At 54.1% G+C, this 25,028-nt stretch carries 21 protein-coding genes and 1 tRNA gene; 6 read left to right on the top strand and 16 right to left on the bottom strand.

Annotation, left to right across the window (positions count from 1 at the left end; translation table 11 throughout):
• The gene (gene glf, locus J7416_RS09105) at positions 1 to 1,149 is read left to right on the top strand and encodes a UDP-galactopyranose mutase (RefSeq protein ID WP_247744184.1); all 1,149 of its coding nucleotides are present in this window, start codon (positions 1 to 3) and stop codon (positions 1,147 to 1,149) included.
• An 83-nt stretch (positions 1,150 to 1,232) separates the two neighbouring features.
• Here glf and J7416_RS09100 read toward each other — a convergent pair whose 3' ends face one another.
• From J7416_RS09100 to J7416_RS09070, 7 genes are all read right to left on the bottom strand, one after another.
• Entirely contained in the window at positions 1,233 to 2,573 is a 1,341-nt protein-coding gene (locus tag J7416_RS09100) for a class I SAM-dependent methyltransferase (protein ID WP_209224392.1), read from the bottom strand.
• On the bottom strand, positions 2,566 to 7,050 hold the full coding sequence (locus tag J7416_RS09095; RefSeq protein ID WP_209224391.1) for a glycosyltransferase: 4,485 nt from the start codon (positions 7,048 to 7,050) through the stop codon (positions 2,566 to 2,568). Before J7416_RS09095 ends, J7416_RS09100 begins: the two co-directional genes overlap by 8 nt.
• Positions 7,051 to 7,421: 371 nt before the next feature.
• Complete coding sequence (locus tag J7416_RS09090) at positions 7,422 to 9,215, bottom strand: DUF4422 domain-containing protein (RefSeq protein ID WP_209224390.1); 1,794 nt, start codon at positions 9,213 to 9,215, stop codon at positions 7,422 to 7,424.
• Between the two features lie 327 nt (positions 9,216 to 9,542).
• Entirely contained in the window at positions 9,543 to 10,574 is a 1,032-nt protein-coding gene (arsB, locus tag J7416_RS09085; protein WP_209224389.1) for an ACR3 family arsenite efflux transporter, read from the bottom strand.
• Positions 10,571 to 11,836, bottom strand: a complete 1,266-nt coding sequence (gene arsJ, locus J7416_RS09080; RefSeq protein WP_209224388.1) for an organoarsenical effux MFS transporter ArsJ — start codon at positions 11,834 to 11,836, stop codon at positions 10,571 to 10,573. The genes arsB and arsJ overlap by 4 nt, the downstream gene beginning before the upstream one ends.
• The gene (locus J7416_RS09075; protein WP_209224387.1) at positions 11,833 to 12,831 is read right to left on the bottom strand and encodes an ArsJ-associated glyceraldehyde-3-phosphate dehydrogenase; all 999 of its coding nucleotides are present in this window, start codon (positions 12,829 to 12,831) and stop codon (positions 11,833 to 11,835) included. The genes arsJ and J7416_RS09075 overlap by 4 nt, the downstream gene beginning before the upstream one ends.
• A complete protein-coding gene (locus tag J7416_RS09070; RefSeq protein WP_209224386.1) occupies positions 12,828 to 13,661 on the bottom strand; it encodes a helix-turn-helix domain-containing protein in 834 nt (277 codons plus the stop codon). Before J7416_RS09070 ends, J7416_RS09075 begins: the two co-directional genes overlap by 4 nt.
• A 175-nt stretch (positions 13,662 to 13,836) precedes the next feature.
• Here J7416_RS09070 and J7416_RS09065 point away from each other — a divergent pair.
• The 3 genes from J7416_RS09065 (at position 13,837) to J7416_RS09055 (ending at position 15,479) form a co-directional block, all read left to right on the top strand.
• Positions 13,837 to 13,912: transfer RNA gene (locus J7416_RS09065), tRNA-Thr, on the top strand.
• A 143-nt stretch (positions 13,913 to 14,055) separates the two neighbouring features.
• A complete protein-coding gene (locus J7416_RS09060) occupies positions 14,056 to 14,787 on the top strand; it encodes a DUF6538 domain-containing protein (protein WP_348540260.1) in 732 nt (243 codons plus the stop codon).
• The gene (locus J7416_RS09055) at positions 14,754 to 15,479 is read left to right on the top strand and encodes a tyrosine-type recombinase/integrase (RefSeq protein WP_209224384.1); all 726 of its coding nucleotides are present in this window, start codon (positions 14,754 to 14,756) and stop codon (positions 15,477 to 15,479) included. Before J7416_RS09060 ends, J7416_RS09055 begins: the two co-directional genes overlap by 34 nt.
• On the opposite strand, the gene J7416_RS09050 is transcribed toward J7416_RS09055, so the two are convergent.
• Together J7416_RS09050 and J7416_RS09045 are read right to left on the bottom strand one after the other, a co-directional pair.
• Positions 15,410 to 16,021 carry a class I SAM-dependent methyltransferase gene (locus J7416_RS09050; RefSeq protein ID WP_209224383.1) on the bottom strand — a complete coding sequence of 204 codons (612 nt, stop codon included), beginning with the start codon at positions 16,019 to 16,021 and terminating at the stop codon, positions 15,410 to 15,412. The genes J7416_RS09055 and J7416_RS09050 overlap by 70 nt on opposite strands.
• A gap of 95 nt (positions 16,022 to 16,116) precedes the next feature.
• Positions 16,117 to 17,076 (bottom strand): TauD/TfdA family dioxygenase, encoded by a 960-nt coding sequence (locus tag J7416_RS09045; protein WP_209224382.1) that lies wholly within the window; start codon positions 17,074 to 17,076, stop codon positions 16,117 to 16,119.
• A 376-nt stretch (positions 17,077 to 17,452) separates the two neighbouring features.
• Between J7416_RS09045 and J7416_RS09040 the strand changes: the two genes are divergently transcribed.
• Both J7416_RS09040 and J7416_RS09035 read left to right on the top strand, forming a co-directional pair.
• Positions 17,453 to 17,914: a MarR family winged helix-turn-helix transcriptional regulator gene (locus J7416_RS09040; protein ID WP_247744183.1), complete on the top strand. Its 462-nt coding sequence runs from the start codon at positions 17,453 to 17,455 to the stop codon at positions 17,912 to 17,914.
• Positions 17,911 to 18,531 carry a cysteine hydrolase gene (locus tag J7416_RS09035; protein ID WP_209224381.1) on the top strand — a complete coding sequence of 207 codons (621 nt, stop codon included), beginning with the start codon at positions 17,911 to 17,913 and terminating at the stop codon, positions 18,529 to 18,531. The genes J7416_RS09040 and J7416_RS09035 overlap by 4 nt, the downstream gene beginning before the upstream one ends.
• 438 nt (positions 18,532 to 18,969) lie before the next feature.
• Here the strand turns inward: J7416_RS09035 and J7416_RS09030 are convergent, their stop codons facing one another.
• The 7 genes from J7416_RS09030 to J7416_RS09000 form a co-directional block, all read right to left on the bottom strand.
• Entirely contained in the window at positions 18,970 to 19,404 is a 435-nt protein-coding gene (locus J7416_RS09030) for a hypothetical protein (protein WP_209224380.1), read from the bottom strand.
• A gap of 252 nt (positions 19,405 to 19,656) precedes the next feature.
• Positions 19,657 to 21,585 (bottom strand): 1-deoxy-D-xylulose-5-phosphate synthase, encoded by a 1,929-nt coding sequence (gene dxs, locus J7416_RS09025; RefSeq protein WP_209224379.1) that lies wholly within the window; start codon positions 21,583 to 21,585, stop codon positions 19,657 to 19,659.
• A 14-nt stretch (positions 21,586 to 21,599) separates the two neighbouring features.
• Entirely contained in the window at positions 21,600 to 22,466 is an 867-nt protein-coding gene (locus J7416_RS09020) for a polyprenyl synthetase family protein (protein WP_209224378.1), read from the bottom strand.
• A complete protein-coding gene (locus J7416_RS09015; RefSeq protein ID WP_058272726.1) occupies positions 22,467 to 22,709 on the bottom strand; it encodes an exodeoxyribonuclease VII small subunit in 243 nt (80 codons plus the stop codon).
• Positions 22,706 to 23,632 carry a histone deacetylase family protein gene (locus tag J7416_RS09010; protein WP_209224377.1) on the bottom strand — a complete coding sequence of 309 codons (927 nt, stop codon included), beginning with the start codon at positions 23,630 to 23,632 and terminating at the stop codon, positions 22,706 to 22,708. Before J7416_RS09010 ends, J7416_RS09015 begins: the two co-directional genes overlap by 4 nt.
• Before the next feature lie 69 nt (positions 23,633 to 23,701).
• Positions 23,702 to 24,403 (bottom strand): response regulator, encoded by a 702-nt coding sequence (locus J7416_RS09005; protein WP_209224376.1) that lies wholly within the window; start codon positions 24,401 to 24,403, stop codon positions 23,702 to 23,704.
• The gene (locus J7416_RS09000; protein ID WP_209224375.1) at positions 24,400 to 24,912 is read right to left on the bottom strand and encodes a MarR family transcriptional regulator; all 513 of its coding nucleotides are present in this window, start codon (positions 24,910 to 24,912) and stop codon (positions 24,400 to 24,402) included. Before J7416_RS09000 ends, J7416_RS09005 begins: the two co-directional genes overlap by 4 nt.
• Between the last annotated feature and the right edge of the window lie 116 nt (positions 24,913 to 25,028).

Genomic DNA, 25,028 nt, shown 5'->3' with positions numbered 1-25,028 from the left:
ATGCGGTTTTTGATGGTTGGGGCCGGGCTGTCCGGTGCCGTGATTGGGCGGGAACTTGCGGAACAGGGCCATGACGTCACCGTGGTCGACAGCCGTGACCATATCGGGGGAAATTGCCACACGGAACGCGACGCGGATACCGGTGTCATGGTGCATGTCTATGGGCCGCATATCTTCCATACGGACGACAAAGAGGTCTGGCAGTACGTAAACCGTTACGCCAACTTCCTGCCCTACAAGAACCGCGTCAAAACCACGTCTCAGGGTCAGGTCTATTCGCTTCCGGTGAACCTGCACACGATCAACCAGTTCTTTGGCAAGACTATGCGCCCGGACGAAGCGCACGCGTTTATCACCCAAGAACAGGCTGACACATCCATCACCGACCCGCAGAGCTTTGAAGAACAGGCGTTGCGGTTCGTCGGCCGCGATCTCTATGAGGCGTTCTTCAAGGGCTACACGATCAAACAGTGGGGGTGTCACCCGTCCGAGCTGCCCGCGTCGATCCTCAAGCGTCTTCCGGTGCGATTCAACTACGACGACAACTACTTTTTCCATGAATTCCAGGGCATGCCCGAAAATGGGTATACCGACATGATTGCCGGTATCCTCGACCATCCAGGGATCGCGGTGAAACTAAACACCACGTTTGACCGCAGCATGGGCGATGGTTTCGACCACGTGTTCTATTCCGGCCCGCTCGACGGCTATTTCGACTACGAACTGGGGCGGCTGGGCTATCGTACGCTGGACTTTGAACGCTTCACCTATGACGGCGACTATCAGGGCTGCGCCGTGATGAACTATGGCGAAGAAGATGTGCCCTTTACCCGGATCACCGAGCACAAACACTTTGCTCCGTGGGAAACACATGAAGGGTCGGTGTGTTACCGCGAGTTTTCCCGCGCGGCTGGCCCGGAGGACATACCTTATTACCCAATCCGACAGGTGAAGGAAAAAGCGCTGTTGGGTGAGTATGTTGCCTTGGCCGAAAAGACCCAAAACGTGACATTTGTCGGTCGCTTGGGAACTTATCGGTATCTGGATATGGATGTGACGATCCGTGAAGCGCTCGATACGGCTAAGGCCGTGCTAGAAACGGCATCCAAGAACGAAAGAATCAAACCGTTCTTGGTTTCAGTCGTTTAGAATTCATTCACAGCCAAAAAATTCCGTGTCCGTCCCTTTGGATGTAGTGCCTAAGGGACAGACACAGGTTGCAAGTTGACGGCTTAGAGTCGGTCAACTTCGCCCTTGTATTCACCACGTTCAACACGACGCAGCAGTCGCTTTAAGCCCTTCCATTCCGAAACACGGAGCGGATGTCTGATCATTTGACGCTTCCAATTGGTCTCCTCGGGCAGGGATCCACGTTCTGCAAGAAACTGGATGCGGGTTGGAGAAAGCAATCTATAAAGCAGAAGAGCCCGGTTGTCTGTTGGGGTGTTGATCGTTTCCGGCGGGCGGCGGTCAGCAGCATGCAACAGATAGGTCAGTTCTTGGATCTGAAGCTCCTTACGGCGAGCATCCGAGGTGGCCCTTTCCAAAGCCAACTTCAGTTCATCAATCTTTCTTTCAAGGTTTTCCGCATCTTGCGGAGTTTTGTGCGAGCTAGTTTTTTCCACTTTTGCCCTCTTTATCTTGTCGATTAGTGGCCAGGTCGATTTGTAGTATCCCTCGCCACTGTAAATTGCATCCGGGAAACGAACCGGCGGTTCGCCTTCCGATATGGAGGCCGATGTGATGATCGTATCGCCAAACATCCGAGGATCCGACCCCAGAGACTCTCCAATTTCGTAGATTTCAGCAACAGAGTCTGGATCTCCGTAAGCATTTATCGTCTTAAGAGATTGCAGATCGAAACCCGCCGCGCGCAGAACAAGTGATGCCAAAAACGGCGTGTATTCCAGCGAGTGCCGCGGTTCGTGAGACAGATCCGGATTATAGAACCAATAGGTCCATGGAGGCATGCCGGACAGGAACTCTGACAATGACTTGTAAGACACACAATTGGGTACCGAAAAAACCAAGTTTGCATCTGGCTTCATGTGGCCGCGTAGTCGGCACATGACACCAGAAGGGTCATGGTCAACGTGTTCCAGAACTTCCAGACAAATAGCAGTATCGAACTGGCCGATATCTGGCCATTCCGCTTCCGTCAAATTGAAGTGAAACACTTCGAATTTAACGGTTTCACCCTTGCAAGAAACTTCTCGTGTGGACTTGGGCTCTCCAGTATCAAGCGGCATTTCGGTTCCGACGATGTGGCCGTAACCGAGATATTTCTTTGCCCAGTAGCCAAAGTAACCGAAGCAGCCGATATCCAAAAAGGCCGCATTCTCATGTGGCGCCTTGGGTATGACTGAAAGAGTTTCTGCCAACCTTTTTTGGTGACCCGACAAATAAGTATGCTCAACAGTGCCCTCGGTCAAATCCTCCAGCATCTCATTGATTATGTCGCGGGCTTCTGCCTCAGAAAGGTATCTGTTGCCGGTAGGAGTCTCTGGGACTGCGTCAAGTAACTCCAGCGCTTCTCGAGCTATCTTTGTTTGAGGATTCTCGGCATCACTCATTGTAAAGGTGACCTTTGGTTATGTCGCTCGGTGTGAATTGCGGGAACTCACGAACAGCACGCTCATATGTTTCTTTTGCTTTTTCCTGCTGACCAATGGACCAATAGTAAAATCCAAGCGTCAATATCATTACCCAGCGGTTCTCATCGTAGAACGTCCGAGAGATCAAGTCTTCCAACAGCCCTATGTTCGTCTCGGCGTCTTTAAACCAAGAATCATCCTTTCCAAACCGTTCCTCAATTACCTGTGGCGTGATTTCCTTCTTTAGTCGGAATGTAACGCTGCCACCCCATTTCATCTCTGCTTCAAGGTCAAAGAAATCGTCTAGGCGCAACATCGATAGGTGAATGTGGGGATGAAATTCGTGAATGAAGTCCTGTTGCAGAACCAGCCCATCTGGAATCACGCGTGGGAAAAAGTTTCTGACGACGTAATCTGTGACAGGCAACGCCTTGCACAAGTCCACACCCAAAATCTCGATTGGTTCCTCGAAGGTGTACCCGGATTTCATGACATCGCCAGGGAACACTTCCAAAAACTGTTCGTCGGCCGACATCTGCTCGCGGAACACGCCTTCGAAACTCTCACCTATCTTGAAGGTCTTTTTTGGAAAGTTCCTTTGCAGGTGGTCGCGAATATAGTCTTCATCGATCAGAAACAGATCATAGACTTTTATGATCTTGTCGAGTCGGGGGTCGTTCATTTCGAACTTCAGGTTGTGCTTGAGGCCCTGAACCAAATGGTGCGTCGTGCCGCCAACAAAACAACCACCGTCCACGATAGTCCCCAGGCCGCGATACGTCCGACCAGCGTCATAGTAGACCGCCTTGTCGGCTTCTGTCAGCATGCTGGGATAGTTCTTCGAGGTGTTGTCCGTATACAGTTGGTACTGATTCAGAAGGTCATTTGCCTTGGTGTCGTTTTCAAGGAACTTCTGTTGGAAACTATCCTCAGAGACTTGGTCACCCGATTGGGGTGCCATAACTGACGAGCCTGGGGCAAGCTTTTCGCGATAGTAGTTAATCACAGTATCTGTCGGCAGCATGCCGAGCGCGGTTCGGCGAAGCTCTTCCGAGGCATCCAAACGATCCATTGTCTCGGTAAAGTGATCGAGAACACTAACCAGTGTATTCTTCGATTTTACGTTTGTTGCGTCGCTCAAAATCTGCCCAAGATTGGCGCATACTTCGCGGCGCTCTTCGGGCGGTACAGAGTTTATTTGGATTTTCCACATAGCTTGTTGTGCAGTAAGCAATGCGGAATAACCAATTTCCTCTTCCAGTCCAAATGCTGTTAGCATCTCTTTGAAATGACGCCATACGTGCAGGAGATCGCTTGCTTTGCCACCGTCCCAGACGGTGTTTGAGATACTCTCAGGCCTGAACCTGTAGTTTACGACAGGCTCTTTGAGGTAAAACACTTGATTTGAGAGATAACAGAGAACTGGGACAATTCCGACGTCTTCATGAGCGCCTGCTGGAAAGGCCAGCTTCGCGCGCTTGAATAGGTCGGCCTTGAACAGGTAACCCCATGCACGCATCGGCAGATAACCTGAATCGCTTTGCCCAAACGTTGCATGAAATGCCTCAATACCCGAGTAGCTGGTTTTTTCGCTCTGGCTTGATTTGCTTTCATGGACTTCGTCAAAAGGTTCGGCGTCTTTGCCAGTCGTGAACCTGTTCGCACGGCCAACGACGATCTCGCTATTTGTCGAGCGGGCCGTATTCACCAGATCACGGATTGCGGACGGGCCAGACAGCACATCGTCTGCATCCAAGAAGAACAGATACTCGCCCGTTGCTTCGCGAACGCCCGTGTTGCGGCTGATACCTAGGCCGCAATTCTCTGTGTGATTGACCAGTTTGATGCGATCATCGTCAATAGACGCTCGCTCAGCAATGGGAAATGAGCCGTCGGTAGACTTGTCATTCACCAGAATGACTTCGATCGATGGATAATCCTGAGCGCGAATGCTGTCGAGACACTCTCCAAGATAAGCTTCCATATTGTAGATTGGTACAATAATTGAAACTTTGGGTGAATTGAGCTCCAACTTTTCTCGTTCTTCAGGGTGTCGCATCCAGAGTTCGGCTCCAATAGTATCAAGGTCGTAGTGACTATATTTTTTGCGCGCTTCTACGTAGTGCTCGTTCTTCTCTTCTTCGAATGCCCAAGACTCGGCTGCAACGTCAAAGTCTGGACGAAATGCATTGACGATTTCGCTAGCAGTTTTGAAATTTGAGCAAGACCCGATTGCGTCCCCTGAAAGATTGTAGACATAGTCAACAATGCCGTTTGCGTGATCTTCCGGGACACCGTCACGCGCGAGCATATCGGCGAGTTCCGAGGGAGAATGTGTCAAATGTGACCAATCCGGAATTGGATTGGCTTCTTTGTCTGTGAACCGATACATCATGCTTGTGCTGGTTTTTGACCCGCCGGCTGCAAAACGAATGCGCATGTCTTCGCTGTTTTGCGGTTCAAACCAGACATGGTGGCCAATTGATCCACCCCACATTGGGCAACCCTGAAGGTAAATCACGCCATCCGGTGCCAGGAAGCGTTTGCATGCATCTACAACGCCTTTGAAGTCAGGGATGTGTTCTAGGATCGCGATACCGTAGATCAGATCAAAACCACCCTCTTCGAGGTCCATCTGGCCCATATCACCGACGCGGAAGGTAACGCCTTCGGGAAGTGGTTCGTCGCTTTTCCAATCGCCAATATTTGTCGCAGTGACGGATTTCGCACCATTTTCGACAAATAGTCGCGCGCTGATCAGATGGTAATCGCTGCCAATTTCAAGAACTCGCTTACCTTTGAGATCAACCCGTTGGGCGACAGTCCTGAACTGATCGAAATGATAGTCCGCCGCGTTCTCGTTCACATACGGTGTTGAGCGAATTTGGACATGGCGTGGCTTTGGTGGCCAATCCTGCTTTGCTGGAATCAGACTAGTTTTTGACGCATCGGTCCCGATCAATTCTGACACAGCGGTCTTGCTCCGTTCAAAATAGTTTTCATAAACGCTTCGCGTTTCTTGCTCCGCAGTTTTTACCAGTTCCCTGTTTGCAGCAATTTCTGCAACGCGAACGACCAGTTGGCTTATGTCTTCCGACGAATGGTATATGCTATTGCTGCCGAAACCTACAGTACCCGCGGCGGTGCTTAACAATGGCATACCATGTGACATTGTTTCGAGGCTCTTGATTTTCAGCCCCGTTCCTCCTCGTTCCGGATTGATGACAATGTCGCATTCCTTGAAGAACGTGTTTAGGTCCTCAACTTTACCAAGGAGGCGAGGTTTTGCGGCTTTTAAAACAGAGGCTTCGATAAATCTGTCGAGCTGCTCGCAAACACCACCAGCAAGTACGAACTCACTGTTGTTACGAAGTTCCGGAAGCTTCATCCATTCGGACATGAAGTCGCCCAGGTTTTGCTCGTTAATCCAGTTTTGTGAGCCAAAATACCCAATACGCAGCTTCGGATGCGCCTGTTTGGCAGGTTGAGGCTGCCACGGTAAAACAGGAGAAATCACCCGCACTTTTTCCGGATCTGAAACCAGTTCACGGAAATACTCTGCTTCATCCGATTGCAATGCGATGACAGAGTCAGCTCGCTCGCTCGCAAGCGTTTCACCCTCCATCGTGAGACTCATCCAAGCAGACTCGGAAAGGCCTTGTTCGAGTAGCCTCTTATTTCGGTTCTCAAAGCGATCGTGCGTTAAAAGCACCTTGTGTGTATAAGCAGCAACCCGATCAAGCACAGCAGACAGAAAGGCGTAATTCACAAAGGCCATATCGTATGAGAATTTGCGAGCCAAATTTGATACTTCATCAAGAAGCTCTGGGCCGCACCAATCGTCAACGTTTACGTTCAGGCCATTGTTGTTCCAGCCGACCATGTTCGAAGTGACCGGAACTTCCAGATAGACGTCGCACATCTCCCGGGCAGCCGAGCGCATTTGTGGCGTTACAGTGCCGGGCGCATCACCCGCATAGTAAAGCAAGTGTATTCTGTACCCAGCCGCTCGGAATTGTTCTAGCCAATCCAGCATAAGTCTTGAGTTCCCCTCGGGTTTCCAAGGGTGCATATAAGTGACGAACAAGACTGTACGGCTGTAGCTTGGATTTTCTAGCGCAAGGTGTTTCTGCGCCCGAATATCACTGACGGATGACTGGTTATCAAACCAAAGGTCGGCGTATCTTTTTTGAAATGGAAACCGGCGGCAATAGTCTGTGTAGGGGAGGTAAGTGACCGATTGCCCAAGGCCTCGGTCTTCGACGTCATTCCAGACAAGATAGTCACAGCTGCGGTCTCGAAATCCGGTCAGTGCCAGCTGCCAATCTTCGTTGTACGATCTTAGATATTGCAGCAAGGAAAGTAGTTCTGAAATCCGTTCCCTACCTTCTGTCAGATGAATATCTGCGCCGATTACCCGCTTGGAACGGTTTTTAACATCCCGAGTTTTTTCCATGCTGTTACCCGAGGTCTCCCACTATCGATTTTTGAAGATTGTTCGTGTGGCTGATGATCGCCAAACAAATACTGCCAAGTTTCACCTGATCCGTTTTAGGGTTTGCGCAACACATTCTGAACGGTTTTTCACACCTTTGCGGTGTGGCCGCTTAAAATCAGATTGCGACACAAATAGCAATGACTGATCAACGACGATTCAACCTGGGGTTGCAATTCATCTGCTTGAAAACACGTAGGATATACAATGCCACATCCGAGCAAAAATGAACACATTCAAGCCTTTGAAAAGGCGGCGGGATTAAGGTGATGGGACAAACAGTGCATCGTCTCGTTTGCAGCACTTGGAATCCAGGATATGCGACGGGCGCATCAACGCTGCGCCGGGACGTCTTGGGCGTCACTCAGGTTTTGGCGATATCTTTTGTTCAGACGGCACCAAAGGCTGCGTTTCAAAACTCGTTTGAACTTTGCGGGTCGCGACTCTGCCCAGGGTGTAGAGCTCCTGTGGAACCAGTAGAGCTCATAAAATGGATTGTAACACGTATTGTGCCACGGTTTTTTCGAGTCCGTGAAGTGAAGGATCCCAGGCTGTTTCGCTGCTGCCGCAGCTTGATCGTCTGAATAGGCCGGGTCCAATTCATTCTTAACGAAAATTCGGTTGTTCACATTCCACTTCAGGTCCAGCGGTGCGGCACTATTCTCGAAGATGATATTCAGTAGGTCCTGATCCTGAAGAGTGATGAATTCTCCACGGTCCTCAAATGCGCGAAGCACCTGAGTTTTGAGGTCGAACACACGGAGCTGTTCAACGTTCAGCACCAGAACCCCGGCGTTGAAGTATTTGTGTTTGGTACTCAGCTTAAGCCGGCGGTTTTGCGCAGCACCGCCTTCGTCAGGGGCGGCCGCTATTATACAGCCATCCAAATTTACATCCCAAAGCTCTTCAAGAGGTTTAATAGCAAGTGTATCGGCATCCAGGTAGATGATGCGATGCACGTTGTCTGGTAAGTACTTGTGCATGACCAGTCGATAGTACGTAGTCAAAGAGATATGCGGGCGGTTCATTGGTAACCAGCGCAAATCGTCTACGGGTACTTTGATAAATGAGACGTTTGCGCAATATCTGTCTGCGATGTCTTGAAGCCATTGGCGGGAAGTCTTGCTGAGATCGCCTTTGTGAAAAAAGTAACTGTGGTATCTTTCTGACTGAACAGCACTCAATAAAACTGAATGCAATGAGGCCGCGGCATGTTCGGCATACCCTTCATCAATTGCAAATGCGACGTTGATCGGCGTCAGAGATGCCTCATTGGACCTCTTTTTGTGCTCCACGCATGTCTTTGCTTCGGACAGCGCTTGGGTCAACCGGGCGGGCTGGGGGCGTTTGGCCAAAAATACGAGACGCTTCTCTGTGATATTGGATCCATGCACAGAAGCTGCATAACGGAAATACGCTTCAGTCAATCGCTCCGCTAAAAAACCGATGACCCGAGCCTGATAAGGGTCGTACCGGGCAGTGTCCAGCTTTCGCTCGGTTTCTTCTAGAATACCGAACATCCAATCCGTGTACTCAAAGAATAGATCCCGCTTCATTACGAAGATATTGCCGAAACGGGTCTTTGTGTCCTTTAGAGTTTGAAGCAGGTATGGGAAAACCTGCTGATCTGCGTTTCGGCTAGCATCAATACATGCGTCAAGATCGCGAATAAAATGGTCCCGCGCATACATGTTGTAGTTTGTCATGATGCAGTCTGGAAGGCCAACAGGATAAATGCTGTATGTCGGCGGTGTCAGGATGTCCGTTTTCGACATCTCATCTCGGATCAATTGGTCATTCCATCCGAACTTCTGATAGTCTTTCGCCCCAGCCGAGACAAAAGATCTGTCCGATTTGATCTTAGGGGAGACCGCCAGAAGACGTCGGTAATGCATGAGCCCATAGTACTGGGCGTCGACATTGTGTCTCATCCAATACGCGGCAGTCAGTTCACACCATTGCTTGTTCTTGTGTGAAATGTTGTTGCCGGTATTGTCCTGTAGGGCAAAATCAAGCACTTGATCAGTTAGAGCTGCGCCCACTTGAATCGGTCGAAGTACTTCCGTTTTTATGACTGGTGCAGTTTTGTGATAGCAAACGCCAACGAATACGTCGGTTTTTATCATTGTTCGCGCGCTTTCCTTCGACCCAGTTGCCTGTACCTGATGCCCGATGGTCGTTGGATGGGCTCGGAATAGAGGCAGAGACTGAAATCGTTGTCCAAAAGACTACTGTGAGGCAAGACTTATTGTCATTGCCTCTCAGGGTCAATGGCACGTTCTCGCAACTGCAACCGCCGCTTTTGCGGGGCTTTTGACACTTTCATTTACCGAACGAGTTTGGCCGTTTGCCCAGTTTCAAACAAAGGGTTCACAACGAGCGTGCGACCTCTCCCAAGATAGGCAATCTTACAAAAAACACTCTGCTCCAGAGTTATAGAAGGAATTTTACTGTCATGGTTGAGGGCGCGCAGCACTCACCTGGAACTTTGTCCGCGTGCGGTTGGCGAATGCGACCAGAGACAGCATGACTGGCACTTCAACCAACACCCCTACAACTGTAGCCAATGCAGCGCCCGAGTTCAGGCCGAACAGGCTGATGGCGACGGCGACAGCCAGTTCAAAGAAGTTGGACGTACCGATCATGGCGCAGGGCGCGGCGATCCGGTGCGGAACTTTCAGGGCGTAGGCCGCGCCATAAGCCAGGGCAAAGATGCCATAACTCTGGATCAGGATTGGTACTGCGATCAGTACGATGACCAGTGGTTTGGCCAAGATCGTTTGGCCCTGCAGGCCGAACAGGATGACGACGGTGGCGATCAACCCCATCACCGACCAGGGTTTGACGCGAGCTGAGAAGGCGTCGATGGCCTCTTGCGAGCCAAGCTTCTTGCGGGTGATCAGACCGGCGATGAGGGGCAGCACCACATAAAGCACAGTTGCCAGAACCAGAGTCTGCCACGGAACCTGGATGTCGGTCACGCCCAGCAGGAAGGCTACGATGGGCGCAAAGGCCACCACCATGATCAGGTCGTTTACGGAAACCTGTACCAGCGTATAGGTCGCGTCGCCCTTGGTCAGTTGCGACCAGACGAACACCATCGCGGTACAGGGTGCGGCACCTAAAAGGATCAGCCCGGCGGTGTACTGGGCTGCGTCGGCGGGCTCAATCCAAGGCGCGAAGACGTAGTCAAAGAACAGAACAGCCAAAAAGGCCATGGTGAAGGGTTTGATCAGCCAATTGACCACCAATGTCACGATCAACCCGCGGGGTTGGCGTGCAACGCCTGCGACGGCGCCAAAATCGACGCCGACCATCATCGGATAGACCATGGCCCAGATCAGCAGGGCTACCACCAGGTTGACGCTGGCCACTTCGGCCGAAGCGACAAGTTGAACCAAACCAGGGGCCGCCAGCCCAATCAGGACGCCGCCAACCATCGCGAGGGCGACCCAGACGGTCAGGTACCGTTCGAAAATGCTCATGTATACGCCTCGTTGGGCTGATCGGTCAGCTTGCCGGATGTCAGGGCGGCCAAGGCCACCATAACGGCGGCTGTGCCCAGAACCAGGGGCAGCCCGCCGATTTGGTAGGTCAGACCAGACAGGACCGTTCCGACCAAACGGCCAGTCGCATTGGCCATGTAGTAGAAGCCTACATCCATCGTCACACGCTCGGACTTGGTGAAGGCCAGGATCAGGTAGGAATGCAGCGATGAGTTGACCGCGAAGATGGCCCCAAAGGCCAGAAGGCCCACGACCAGAGTGATGGTCAGCCACGTCTCGGGGCCGGAAGACAGCAGAACCGCAACCGTCAAGGCAGCAGGCACACAAAACAGGGCGGCGGCCCAGTTGCGCGCTGCGTGGATGAGTTCCCTTTCTGTGCGTTCGGTTGCGCGCAGGATCTTTGGGGCGCTGGCCTGAACGGCACCGTAGAGGATGACCCAAACGGCCATGAAGGTGCCGATCATGAAGAACGCGGCGCGGTTGCCCTCTTCGGTGCCGTCGGAGAGGACGGCGTAGAAATAGATCGGGATACCGACCACGAACCACACGTCCCGTGCGCCGAACAGGAACACGCGCGCCGCCGACAGCCAGTTCACGTTGGGTGATTTCGAAAACACCTCGGAGAATTTCGCGCCTTTGCGCCCTTTGGGCAAGCCGGGGGGCATCAATACGAAGACGGCGACCAGAATGACCGCCAGCACGATCGCCATAGCCAGAGTCGCCCACACAAAGCCCACCGTCGCCAGCAAGCCAGCACCCAGAAGGAAGCCCAGACCCTTGACCGCGTTCTTCGACCCGGTCAGCACGGCAACCCAACGGAACAGCCCGCCGCCCGTTGTGGGGGCCAGCAGTTTCACGGCAGATTTCGAGGACATCTTGGCCAGATCTTTGGCCACACCGCTGGCCCCTTGGACGATCATGACAAAGACCACTTTGGCCGGAATCGCCCAATTAGGGTCTAGTTGAGTCAGGGCCAGAAGGGCTCCGACCTGTAGTGCCAAGCCTGCATACAACGTTGAGGTCAACCCAAAGCGCGCGGCGATCCAGCCGGCAGCCAGATTGGTGCCCATGCCTGCGATTTCATAGAGAACAAACAGGTAAGCCAGCTGCACCGGCGAGAACCCCATCGTGTGAAAGTGCAGCAGCACCAGCATACGCAGGGCCCCATCGGTCAGCATAAAGGCCCAATAGGCCGCCGTGACCGCAATATAGGCCGACAAACCTTCGGGCCGGTCGGTCACAACGAGGCTCCGACCATCAAGGCAACATCGACCAGACGATGGGCATAACCCATCTCGTTGTCATACCAGGCATAGATCTTCACCTGCGTGCCGTTCACCACCATGGTCGACGGTGCATCCACGATGGAAGAGCGTTCGTCATTGGTGTAGTCGGTCGACACCAACGGGCGGGTTTCATAGCCCAGAATGCCCTTCAGCTCGCCTTCTGCTGCGGCCTGGAAAAACCCGTTCACCTCTTCGACCGTGGTTTCGCGTTCAACTTCGAACACGCAATCGGTCAGCGAGGCGTTCAGCAGTGGTACACGGACCGCATGGCCGTTCAGCCGCCCTTTGAGCTCGGGATAGATCAGCGTGATCGCGGTGGCCGAGCCTGTGGTGGTCGGGATCAGGGAGTTCAGCGCCGACCGCGCCCGGCGCAGGTCCTTTGCAGGGCGGTCCACGATGGTCTGGGTGTTGGTCACGTCATGGATGGTGGTCATGGACCCGTGGCGAATGCCCAGGTTGTCGTGGATCACCTTGACGACGGGGGCCAGACAGTTCGTGGTGCAGGATGCCGCCGTGACGATCTGGTGGACGGCGGGATCATAGGTGCCGTCATTGACGCCCACGACGATATTAGCGGTCGGGCCATCTTTGACCGGGGCCGAGACGACAACCTTCTTCACGCCAGCCTCAAAATAGGGCGCCAACTTGGCCTCGGTCTTGAAGACGCCTGTGCAGTCAATCACCACATCGACGCCGTCCAGCGGCAGTTCGTTGAGGTCCTTGGTACCAATGAATGGCAGGCGGGTGCCGTTGATCGTGACGCTGTCGGCGTCATGGTCAAACGTGGCATCCCAACGCCCGTGCACGGTGTCAAACTCCAGCAGATGCGCGTGCATCTCTGGGTCGCCAACGCCATCGTTGATCCAGGCGATTTTCGCCCCTTTTTCAAGCAACGGCTTCAGGGCCAGTTTTCCGATCCGGCCCAGGCCGTTTACCGCGTAAGTGGTCATTTTGTGTCCTCGATAGACTTTCTGCCGATTTCATCGACAGCAGATTGCAAGGCGATCCGGTCAAGGCTTTCGACCGGCAAAGAGGTAAACGCCTCGATCCGGCGCTTGAGCGCACCGTAAGCGTTTTGAAAGGCAAGACTTTTCTCTGCGTCCGTGCCTTCGGCCTTAACCGGGTCGGGCATGCCCCAGTGGCCGCTGATCGGTTGGCCTTCCCACGCGGGGCATTCCTCGTTCGCGGCCTGATTGCAGACGGTGAAAACGAAATCCATCTCGGGCGCGCCGGGTTCTGCAAACTCGGACATATGTTTGGATCGCAGAACCGATGTGTCGTGCCCCTTGTCGCTTAGGACTTGCACGGCAAATGGGTTGAGCTCGGATGAAGGTTGCGTCCCAGCTGAATAGACGTTGAACCGATCGCTGCCCAGCGAACGCAGCAGGGATTCGGCAAAGATCGAGCGGGCAGAATTGCCGACGCACAAAAACAATACGTTGAACTTCCGATCAGTCATGGTCTCAGTTCCTTTGGAAAAGGGCATGCAGATATCAGGGCGACCACGGCAGCAATCGACGATCAGAAAGTCGAGCATTTGCTGCACGTTGTTCATTTCAATCGAATAGAGCAGAGACGTTCCCGACCTCTCTTGTTTCACCAGCCCCGACCGCTGAAGCGCGTTGAGGTAGTTCGACAAGGTGCTTGCCTTGATCCCAAGCTCCTCCGCCAGCTCTCCGGCCGGAACGGTGTCAGGAAACCGTCGCATTAACATGCGAAACACAGAAATACGCTGCGGGTGGCCCAGAATGGACAGTTGGTTGGTGATCTCTTCTATCATATTTCATGAAATATTGAAATACAGATCAAACAGCAACCCACAATCGGCACCGTTACAAAAAGTTCACACTGGAAACTGGATACCGACGCCGTTTGTCATGTGGGATCAGCACAAAGAAATCGCGCAGAACGAGGCTTGCGTGCATTCGAACGAAGGTTTAAACGGACCTTCGCTTGCCTCAATAGCTCAGCTGGTAGAGCAGGTCCTTCGTAAGGACAAGGTCGGGGGTTCGAGTCCCTCTTGAGGCACCAGTGCTTTCGCAAAAACATCATAAAAATAAGGGTTTTCACGGGAAATGTGACCCTTTAGAGGTGACACAAATGGTGACGCGAGGGGTGCCATAATGCCCCTGATCATCTTCGAAGCAGCAGCGATTCTGGTAATGGCCTGATACATCGAACAGAAGAACCCAAATGGCGTTTGGTACTTCCGCAGGCGAGTTTCCCAAGAGGTTCGAAAGCACTACCCAAAGCTAAACAAGCGGAACGAAATCTACTTCTCCCTTCAAATGAAAGACCGCAAAGAGGCGGCAGCTTTGGCCCACAGAAAGGCCACAGAACAAGATGAGTTTTGGAAAAGCGTCAAAAACGGTGAAGTTGCAGCAGGCCCAGAAGTCATTTCGGCTGCAATTGCTATGCTGGACACTTACGGCCTCAGACCCGGACAATCCGTTGAGTACACTGGCGATGAACTTCAGGTAGATAATTTTCTGGATGATCTACGCATTAAGGCGGGTACCTTTCGGCCTGAAGACCAGCGAGAAAACTGGCAAAACGACCTTCCGCTAATCCACAGACGAGCAGCCGATTTGTTCTTTGGGGAGAAACCCCCGATGTTCCTATCAGAAGGGCTGAAAAGGTACTTTGAGTTGACAGGGGAAGACCCGGAGAGTCGGCAAGGAATTGGCCGTTCCCGTGTGGTCAACTATTTCATATCCGTGTGTGGAGACCTGCCCGTTGATCGCTATACACGAACACATGCGATTGGCTTTGTGCGGTATCTCCTTGAGGAACGGGAGAACAAGACGGACACGGTTACTCGACGCCTGAACGACATACGCCCCATTTTTCGACGATCTGCCGTGAATTTGAATTGCAGGATCGGGAAATCTTCAAGTCACTACTAATCCCAGAGAAAGGGAAAGATCGAAAGAACAAGCTGCCCTACACTAATGTTGAAGTACGACTGATTCAGCGGGCTTGTTTTGACAGTGACGATGACGTCCGTTGGATTGTTGCCATCCTGTCCGACACAGGTATGAGAATGGCCGAAGCCGTTGCGATAAGGGTGGAGGATTTGGTTCTCGACGGGCAATATCCTCATGTCATTCTTAAGGAATTTGAGGTACGTTCGCTCAAAACAGCCCCTTCAACCCGGTTGGTTCTATTAGTCGGCACTGCGTTGTGGGCAGCTAAACGCGCTCAGAAAGGCACCAACAAGGGCTTCCTGTTCCCTCGCTACATCAATCTTAATGCTTCCCCACCGGAAAATTTGGCGGTCCATGCTTCAAACACAATCAACAAGTGGTTGGATGGGTTACAGATCGAAGACAAAGATAAAAAAACTTCCCATTGCTTGCGTCATAGTATGCAAGACAGATTGCGGGAAGCCGAGGTTCCGCAGGAAATCCGAAACTCGATCCTAGGTTGGACCAACAAGGGAACTGGCGCTTGCTATGGGACAGGCTTCTCGATCAGAGTTCTTCATGAACACATGAGCAAAGTTGTCGGTGATGTGCCTATCCGACCTCAAGCAGTATCCCTGTATCGACAGAGCCAAACCGTATGTAGACCGCAACGCTCATCCTCGACGATGTGATCTATGACATCGAAGCCGTGCCCGTCCAGCAATGCACGATATTCTTCGCTATCTAGACTGGAGTGGTAGAGAGCTTCCCCCTCAAACTCACCAATTGCAATTCCGTGGCTTGGTCCGCTTGTGAACATAAGCGCGGCCGCAGGCGTGGCATGCCGTTCAAAGACCGGGAACATTTGGCGTTGACCATTTGGTGTCAGATGAAAACTACTATTCCACGCCATGATGCCATTGAATTTCCTGTCTAGTTGCAGGTCACGCATATCTGAAATCAACCAGTCACACTCTGGTAAGTTTCTTCGCGAAATCTCGATCAACTCAGGAGAGGAGTCGATTCCAGTGACCGCGCAACCTTTATCAAACAGATATTGACCAATTGGCTTTCCAGAACCGCAGCCGATGTCCAAAACTGAACCACTGGGAGGTAGTAGTTGAACGAATTTTTCGAGCCAAACCTCTTCTTGAAGCTCCGAGCCTCGAAGATGGGCCCAAGCCTGTGCGTGTCGACGATACAAACCTATGATTTGGTCAGCTTCTCTGGACATAGGTTATGTGTCGTCTGGCTGTTCATAATAAGCAAGTAGATTGCAGCAACCTCCGCACAGCAGCACAATCTGATGGCTCAACGGGAATATCGCCTTCAGGATGCTCGCGCCGATGTTTTGCCGCGCCAGGCGTCGATGCCTGCGCTTTGAAACGTCGCGCGACGCATTTCGCGCCGGAAACCGTGGTAGTCGTTGATCGCGTAGTGCTGGGTTGAATAGTTGTCCCAAATTGCCACCATATCTTTGCTCCAACGCAGTCGCAGGCAGTGTTCCGGCAGTGTGCAATGTTCAAACAACTGGTTCAATATCGGTGAACTTTGTGCCTCGGTCAGGCCGTCCAACCGGTGCGTGTAGGTTGGATTGATATAAAGGCTCTTTCGGCCTGTCACCGGATGGATCATGACGGCTGGGTGGAAACGCTCGCGATCTGCATCGGGGTCATTTCGTTTGGTCGACTCTTTCATCGCTTGTTCTTCAACCGGTGGGGCCCATCTAATTCCATATGGCTTTCCCACATGGATCGCATCGCGATTTTCCAGAAGGTCTTTCATGGCTTCCGGCAGGCTGTCCCAAGCAGCTTGTTGGCTGCAGAACATTGTGTCGCCGCCATAAGGCGGAATGTCGATCCCTACCAGCACTGAGCCGCCCGGCGGGTTATCAAGAAAACTCAGATCGGTATGCCAGCCGCCTCCAAACACTCCGGTACGTTCATCCGCCTCTTTTATTATTGATGTCATCTCTGGGTGTGCATCTGGCCCTGGCGCGTAGGGGTTGACCGATGGCTCACCGAAAACCCGGGTCAGCACCTGCTGTTGGTCGGGGCCTAGTGGCTGATTGCGCATGACAATTACCAGATGCTTGGCCAGCGCATCACGCAAAGCCTCCGCTAGTGTCTCCGATATCTCAGAGGACAGATCGATCCCCGAAATCTCAGCTCCGAATGTTCCGGTGATTGGATTAATTTCCATACCCGCCTCAGATGCTTGCTTATTCGATCTACACACTAGCACAATTCGGGCAATCCGTGGGAATAGGCGGTGAGCAAGTAGCTTCAAGCAATAGTTCTGACTGCTGCGCCCGCTTCGCTGGTCATTTTCACTCCTTCCCACTTCTCCACATTGGCAAAACCGGTGCGAGATTACCGGCTGCCATAGTCAGATTTGTTCCTAACACTTCTCTGTGGAATTCTCCTCTTGAATTGGTCCGTCGTGTGTTCGGAAAAGGAGCACAAAGTACGGCGAACTAGCGACACAAACCCTAAGGAATCGCTCAGAAGTAGTGGCAGCTTGATGTGATGTCGGCCAACCTACTGACAACAGGCATTGATCCCGCATGCAGAGAATGGCGGGGGAGAGCCCAAAGCATCGAATGCTGCACAATACACCAAAGTCTGAATTATCTGAGAATTGACATTTTAGTTGTCATAATGACATGTATATTGTCATTATGAAACAAAAGCACCTTCACCAGTTGATTTGGATGTCACGCCCCTTGATGCAGGCCGCGGAAGCTTGCGTTGAAGCGGGTTTAGTTGGAACAAACCTTACAGTCCGTATGCGGGCCGTTCTGGAGATGCTGGACAAATATGGAGAGCAGACCGTCCCAGAGATTGCTGCAAGGCTCGAAATCAAACGGCAATACGTTCAGATAATGTGCAATGAAACGCTGGCATCAGGCCTGGTCGAGCAACGCCCAAATCCTCGCCACAAACGCTCTCCAATCCTGGCGTTGACCGATCATGGTCGTACCCTCATTGAAGAGATCATTTCGAACGAATTGAAGCTTATGGAGAGGGTTGGTTCGAGCCTAAGCAGTGAAGAAATTTCCACGGCGCTTGAGGTCGTGCTCGCAGTGGCGGACAGACTAAAAACCCAAGCAGGAGAGAGCGAATGACTCTCGGTGTTTTCTTGGCCGCTGCCGTCTTGCTACTCATACTCTGGCTCGGCAACGGTATAAGACGCATTGGCGCGGTCAGTGTTGGAGAAACGATACCGGACCGGAATGGATCAGCACTTCTGCTGATCGATCTACAGTCAATATTCTGGCAATGCGGTCCTTACTCGAAGGCTGCAAAAGAAGCCGCCGCAGCCGTCATTCTTGCGGAAGCAGAAGCTGCGCGTGCGCAAGGCAATCCCATCATCGCCGTGCGTCAGGAATGGTCGATCCCTTCTACAAAGACGGTAGCGAGGCTCATGATGAAAGGGCAAGCACTAGAAGGCAGCGCCGGGACAGAAATTGCCGAGGCTTTCACATCACTACCCGACCATGTGCTTGTTAAGCGCGTGCAGGATGCATTCGAAACGGGCGAACTGGATGCTCTTTTTGAGAGTCGCGACGTCGGCAGGCTACGTCTTGTTGGTTTGGACATGAATTACTGTGTCCAAAAGACGGCGCTGGCGGCCAGAAATCGAGGCTATCACGTCACCGTCGTGAAGGATGGGACTCTCTCAGCCGCCCCGACGGAAAGCGCCGAAGAACGGATGTCGTTAGCGGGTGTGGTGATTTGTTGAACGGACGTTGGGCTTTCAAGCTCGGAAGGCAGCTAAGTCCGCGTCCTGTGAGTTCGTTACCCAAACCTCGAACGTCTGCAATGCAACCGAACTGGACGAGCGCAAGCGCAGCAGCCAAGTAGGCTGGCAACAGCAGCAATGGGCTCACGGCACACTGACGCATTCGGCGCAGCGAATGTTAACTCGCCTTTTGAGGTGACGAACCCTCTGAAAAACGCTTCGTTTACACCGAAGATGTCAGAAGACTTAAAATCAGGTCCACTAGCCTCAATGAAGGTGACACAAAACGCGACACAGGGAAACTGAGGGCCTTGCGATAATGTTTATTTTCATATACTTATGAACTATTTTAGATAAAATGCTCTCTTGAGGCACCACTTTTCTCAATCTCACTGAAGCCATGCCGGGTTGCCCGACTGATCTTTTTGCCTTCGACGCTCAGGCGCATTCCTTTATGCCGAGGCCGATCAGGTATTCGCCAGATACATACAAAAGTTCATTCGGGCCTGCGAATCTGGCCTTGGACATGAACCAGCTTTTGACCGGACTGGGGTAATATCTGGACAGCGAGACGCTTTTTCTGTCGAACTCATCTGTGGTCATTTTTGTACGGTTTGCACGGTGGGGTCCATGGAACCCGAACACTGTTTTCGGGGACACGCAGACGTCATCTGCCCCCAACAGCATGGTACAGCTGGAGTGGCAATAATCTCCGGTAATCCGAAACTGTGCCTGGGTCCGGTTGGCAATTTCGATCTGGACCATGCGATCCACGATCCGTCCGCCCCGATCATTGCCGACCTGTATCTCTTTTGACGCTGCCGGAACACTCGCCAGAGTGAGCGCCGCCAGCGCTGCCATCATCTTTCTCATCCGCCCGCCTGCTCAAAGGGTGGAATTTTCGTTTTTTGAACACCTAACAAAAAAGCGGGCTGGCAGAAATGTCGCGCCGGGACGAGAACCCGTTCTGTGTTCCCAGGGACTCACTTCCAATCTACGGACTCTGAAACTTTGCCAAGAAAGCATTCGAACGCAACCACTTGGGGATCGCGCGCCTGCGGCGCTGGCCTCGCGGCGCCTGCCCCGTTTTGGTTGCGTCTCACCCAGGGCGCTCAACTCTGCGCTTTAAGCGCGTTTCTCACCGATGGTGGCGACACCGAGAACCGCCAGCACCTTGGCCTCGATTTGCTCGGCATTCATCCCGGCAACGGCATACATATCCGCAGGGCTGGCCTGGTCGATAAAAATATCGGGCAGGACCATCGAGCGGTACTTGAGACCCTGATCGAATACGCCTTCATTCGCCAATAGCTGTGAAACATGGCTGCCAAAGCCGCCGATGGCACCTTCTTCGATGGTGATCAGCGCCTCGTGGTTGGCGGCCAGATCAAGGATCAGGTCGCGATCCAGGGGTTTCGCGAAACGGGCGTCCGCGATGGTCGGAGTGATTCCGCGCGCAGCCAGGGCCTCAGCCGCTTTCTGCACCTCTGCCAACCGTGTGCCAAACGAGAGCAGCGCAACGCGCGCGCCTTTTTGGATGATGCGTCCCTTGCCGATCTCAAGAACTTCGCCCTGTTCCGGCAGGTCAACGCCAACCCCTTCGCCGCGCGGATAGCGGAATGCAATCGGGCCGTCATCATATGCAGCGGCAGTCGCCACCATATGCACCAGCTCGGCCTCATCCGCCGCGGCCATCACGACCATGCCGGGCAGGTTGGCAAGATAGGCGATGTCGAACGATCCTGCATGGGTCGCGCCGTCTGCGCCGACCAGACCCGCGCGGTCGATTGCAAAGCGCACCGGAAGGCGCTGAATAGCAACGTCATGCACGACCTGATCGTAACCACGTTGCAGAAAGGTCGAATACATTGCGCAGAAGGGCTTCATGCCGCCAGCGGCCAATGCGGCGGAAAAGGTGACACCGTGTTGCTCGGCAATTGCGACGTCGAAACAGCGCGAGGGGTAGCGTTCTGCAAACAGGTTCAGGCCCGTACCATCCGGCATTGCAGCCGTGACGGCGACGATCTTATCGTCCCGGCCTGCCGCTTCGACCAGCGTTTTGCCAAAGACAGACGTATATGACGGTGCATTGGACGGAGCTTTTTTCTGCTCGCCGGTGACAACGTCGAATTTTGCCGTGGCATGTCCCTTGTCGCGGGCCTGCTCGGCGGGGGCATAGCCCTTGCCCTTCTTCGTCAGTACGTGGATCAGGATCGGACCGGTCGCCCGCGCCTTGACCGTTCGCAGGACTGGCAACAGCTGATCCATATCGTGCCCGTCAATGGGGCCGATATAACTAAAGCCCAGTTCTTCAAAAAATGCCCCGCCCATCGCCATGCCCTTAAGCATTTCCTTGGCGCGCTTGGCCCCTTCGCGGAACGGTTCCGGCAGCAATGAGACCGCGCCTTTGGCTGCGGCTTTCAGATCGTGGAACGGGGCCTCGGTATAGAGCCGTGACAGATAGCTGGACAGCGCACCGACCGGCGGGGCGATGCTCATGTCATTGTCGTTCAGGATAACGATCAGGCGTTTTCCCAGGTGGCCTGCGTTGTTCATCGCCTCAAAGGCCATACCCGCAGACATTGATCCATCGCCAATCACTGCAATCGCGTCGCCCAGACCTTCGGGGGTCACTCCCCCCAGATCACGGGCGACAGCAAAACCCAGCGCGGCACTGATCGAGGTCGAGCTATGCGCCGCACCAAACGGGTCATAGGGACTTTCGCTGCGCTTGGTGAAGCCGCTGAGGCCGTCTTTCATGCGCAGGGTGCGGATACGGTCCCGCCGTTCGGTCAGGATTTTGTGCGGGTAACACTGGTGCCCGACGTCCCAGACGATCTTGTCGCGCGGCGTGTCGAACACGGCATGCAGCGCGGTGGTCAGTTCGACCACGCCAAGGCCTGCGCCCAGATGTCCGCCGGTGACGGATACGGCCGAGATCGTCTCGGACCGCAACTCCTGCGCCACTTGGTGCAGCTGCGCGTCCGAAAACTGCTTGAGATCCGCAGGGCGGTTCACAAGATCCAGCAAGGGCGTGTTCGGGCGGTCAGACATTTGGCGTTCCTGGCTTAGCTGTCCCGGGCAATAACGAAGCGGGCCGCGTCCTTCAAGGTTTCTGCCTGTGCTCCGTATCCATCCAGAGCGGTACAGGCCTGATCTACCAGTTGGGCCGCGCGAGCCTTCGCCGCGTCCAGGCCCAGCAGGGATACAAACGTGGCCTTTCCTGCATCGGCATCCTTTTGCAGGCGCTTCCCGGCTTTTTCGGCATCGCCCTCAACATCCAAGATGTCATCCGCGATTTGAAAAGCAAGTCCAAGCGCTTGGGCATATCGGCGCAAGGGATCAGGATCGGCCAGGGCCAACCGCGCTCCTGCACAGGCCGACCACTCGATCAGCGCGCCGGTTTTGCCGGCCTGCAGTTGGGTGATCTGTTCAAGTGTCAGAGGGTCAGGTGTTGTCTCGGCCGTAATGTCCAGCGCCTGGCCCAATACCATTCCCTGCGCGCCGCTCGCTTTGGCCAGTGTCAGAGCCAAATTGGCGCGCACCTCGGCATTTCCAACCTCGGCACGGGTGCACAGCTCAAAAGCCAAAGTCTGCAGGGCATCCCCGGCCAGAACGGCAGTCCCTTCATCCCATTCCACATGTACGGTCGGACGTCCGCGCCGCAGATCGTCATCATCCATGCACGGCAGGTCGTCATGTACCAGCGAATAGGCGTGCAGCGCCTCGATCCCCGTCGCGGGCCAGATCGCCTGCGCAGGGTCGACATCATGCAACCTGGCGCTTTCCAACACAAGAAACCCGCGCAGCCTTTTGCCGCCTTGCGTGGCGTATGCCATTGCGCGGGTCACATCCAGATCGTCCAGCGCTCTCAGAACCAGATCGAACTGCGCCTGAATCCGCGCGGCGTCCTGCGCCAGAATTTCCTTGAACATTTACTGACCTTCGACAGGGGTCGTCCCGGTTGGCTGCCCGTTGGCGTCCAACGTGATTGCCGCCACTTTTTCCTCGGCCCGCTTCAGCTCATCTTCGCAGCGTTTTTTCAACGCGGCACCGCGCTCGTACAACGCAATGGATTGATCCAGCGCCACGTCCCCACGCTCCAACTGGCCGACAACGGCCTCAAGCTCTTTCATCGCTTGTTCGAATGTCATCTGATCAACAGGAGTATCGGTCATCTGGCTGCCTTCATCAGTTCTTCCACATGGGCACGAGTGGCCTCGGCCAATGCGTTCAGATCATACCCGCCTTCCAGAGTCGAGACGATACGGCCCTGACACAGCTCATCGGCGATCTGGCACAGCTCAGCCGTGACCCAGGCAAAATCGCCCGTGGACCAGTTCAGATTGGCCAGCGGATCGTCCTGATGGGCATCAAACCCGGCCGAAATAATGATCAACTCGGGTTTGAACGCGCGCAGACGCGGGAAGGCCTGCGTTTCATAAGCTGCGCGCATTTCCGCGCCGCCTGAACCCGGGGCCAAAGGTATATTCAGGACCGTTTCATATGCGCCCGTTTCATCGGGGCGGCCCGACCCGGGCCACAAGGGCATCTGCTGGCTGGTGATCACCAGCGCACGTCGCTCATCCCAAAGCAGGTCCTGCGTGCCGTTTCCGTGGTGCACGTCGAAATCCACAACGGCCACACGCTTCAACCCATGATGATCCAATGCATGTTTGGCGGCCAACGCGGCGTTTCCAAACAGGCAGAATCCCATAGCCGTTTCGGTCTCGGCATGGTGGCCGGGCGGGCGAATGGCGCAAAACGCGTTCGGCGCTTCGCCGCCCAAAACCATGTCCACTGCGCGCACGGCAGCGCCTGCTGCCCTGTAGGCTGCGTCCACAGACCCCGGCGACATAAACGTATCGCCATCGATCTGGGAAAAGCCGTCCTCCGGCCTTCTATCTCGGATGTCACGAATATGGCTTTCCGGGTGCACGCGCAAAAGGTCGTCATCGGCCGCCATTGGGGCTGTCACGCGTTTCAGGTCCAATCCTTCCAGCGCGTGAAGAATATGCTCCAACCGCGCCACCCGTTCGGGGTGGCCTTGCGGTGTCACGTGATCAAGGCAATCGGCATGGGTCAAAAGGGCGGTTGTCATCGGGATCCCATCTTCATCTGGCCAAAAATATCCTCGCCGAAGGCAAGAAAATGCCGCGCAGCGGCTAAATCAATCCGGTGCCAACATGTATCCAGCGCCGCGGACGGTCTGCAGGTAACGCGGCTGCTTCGGGTCCTGTTCGATCTTGCGACGCAGACGCGTGATCTGCACATCCACCGCGCGTTCCTGCGCCTGCCCTTTGTCGCGCCCCAGATCCTCGACCAGTTTGGCGCGGCTGATCGGCTCTCCGGGCTGAGCTGAGAAGATCTTCATCAATTGGCTTTCCGTCGCGGTCAGACGCACCGGGTCTTCGCCTTGCCACATCTCTCCCCGCTCAATGTCATAGCGGATCGGGCCAAGGTGCAGGATTTTCGCCGCGGTATCTTGCGCCGGCGTTTCCGGCATCCGCCGCAGGATCGCGTTGATCCGCAGCAACAGCTCTTTCGGCTCGAATGGCTTGGCAAGATAGTCGTCCGCACCTGCTTCAAGCCCTGCAATACGGTGCTCGGTCTCGCCGCGTGCGGTCAGCAGCAGGATCGGTGTCGCGTGGGTCTCGCGCAGGGCCTTGGTCAGGCTGACACCATCCTCGCCCGGCATCATCACATCCAGAACGATCATGTCGAAATCCAACCCCGACAACACCCGCCGCGCATGGGCCGCATCCCGCGCGGCCGTCACCAGAAACCCGTTCCGCATCAGAAACTTCTTCAACAGATCACGAATACGCTCGTCATCGTCGACGATCAGCAGATGGGCGTCCATATCGCTCATGAGGTGGTATCCCGCAGTTTCGTGTAGGCATGACGCATATCAGTATCCATCATTGCTTCAAGCACTTTACGAAACCCTGACACAGCCTCGGGCCCCGCTTCTTTGTACGCGGCCCGCATTCGAACGCGCTGGGCCTCGGACAGCTTGGCCTCTAACGCCTTGCCCTGTTCTGTCAGAAATAGGTGTCTTTCGCGTTTGTCCACAGACCCGACCCGGCTTTCGACTAGACCGTCCTCGATCAGCGTGCGCAAAACCCGGTTCAGAGACTGTTTTGTCACGCCGAGTATAGCCAGAAGGTTGTTGACCGTGGTCCCCGGCGCGCGGTTAATAAAGTGAATCGCCCGGTGATGCGCCCGTCCATAGGCCATTTCGGTCAGGATGCGATCGGGGTCGGCAGTAAAGCCGCGATAGGCGAAGAACATGGCCTCGATCCCCTGCCGCAACTGTTCGTCGGTCAAGAACAAAAGGCTCTCGCCCCCAAACGCCGGGGCGGGGCGGGTATCCGACATGGTATGCCTCATTCGTTACTCTGGCCGAGTTTATGTCAGCCTTATTGACATTCCAAGAGTGGACAGGTATCGAATCGCAGTTTTTGCGCAACTTTATGTCCGAAGCGGACTTAATT

Origin of the sequence: Ruegeria sp. R14_0 (assembly GCF_017743975.1) — a bacterium.
GTDB lineage: Bacteria > Pseudomonadota > Alphaproteobacteria > Rhodobacterales > Rhodobacteraceae > Ruegeria.
The sequence above is the reverse complement of the archived record's forward strand: the minus strand, read 5'-3'. Positions and strand labels throughout refer to the sequence as shown.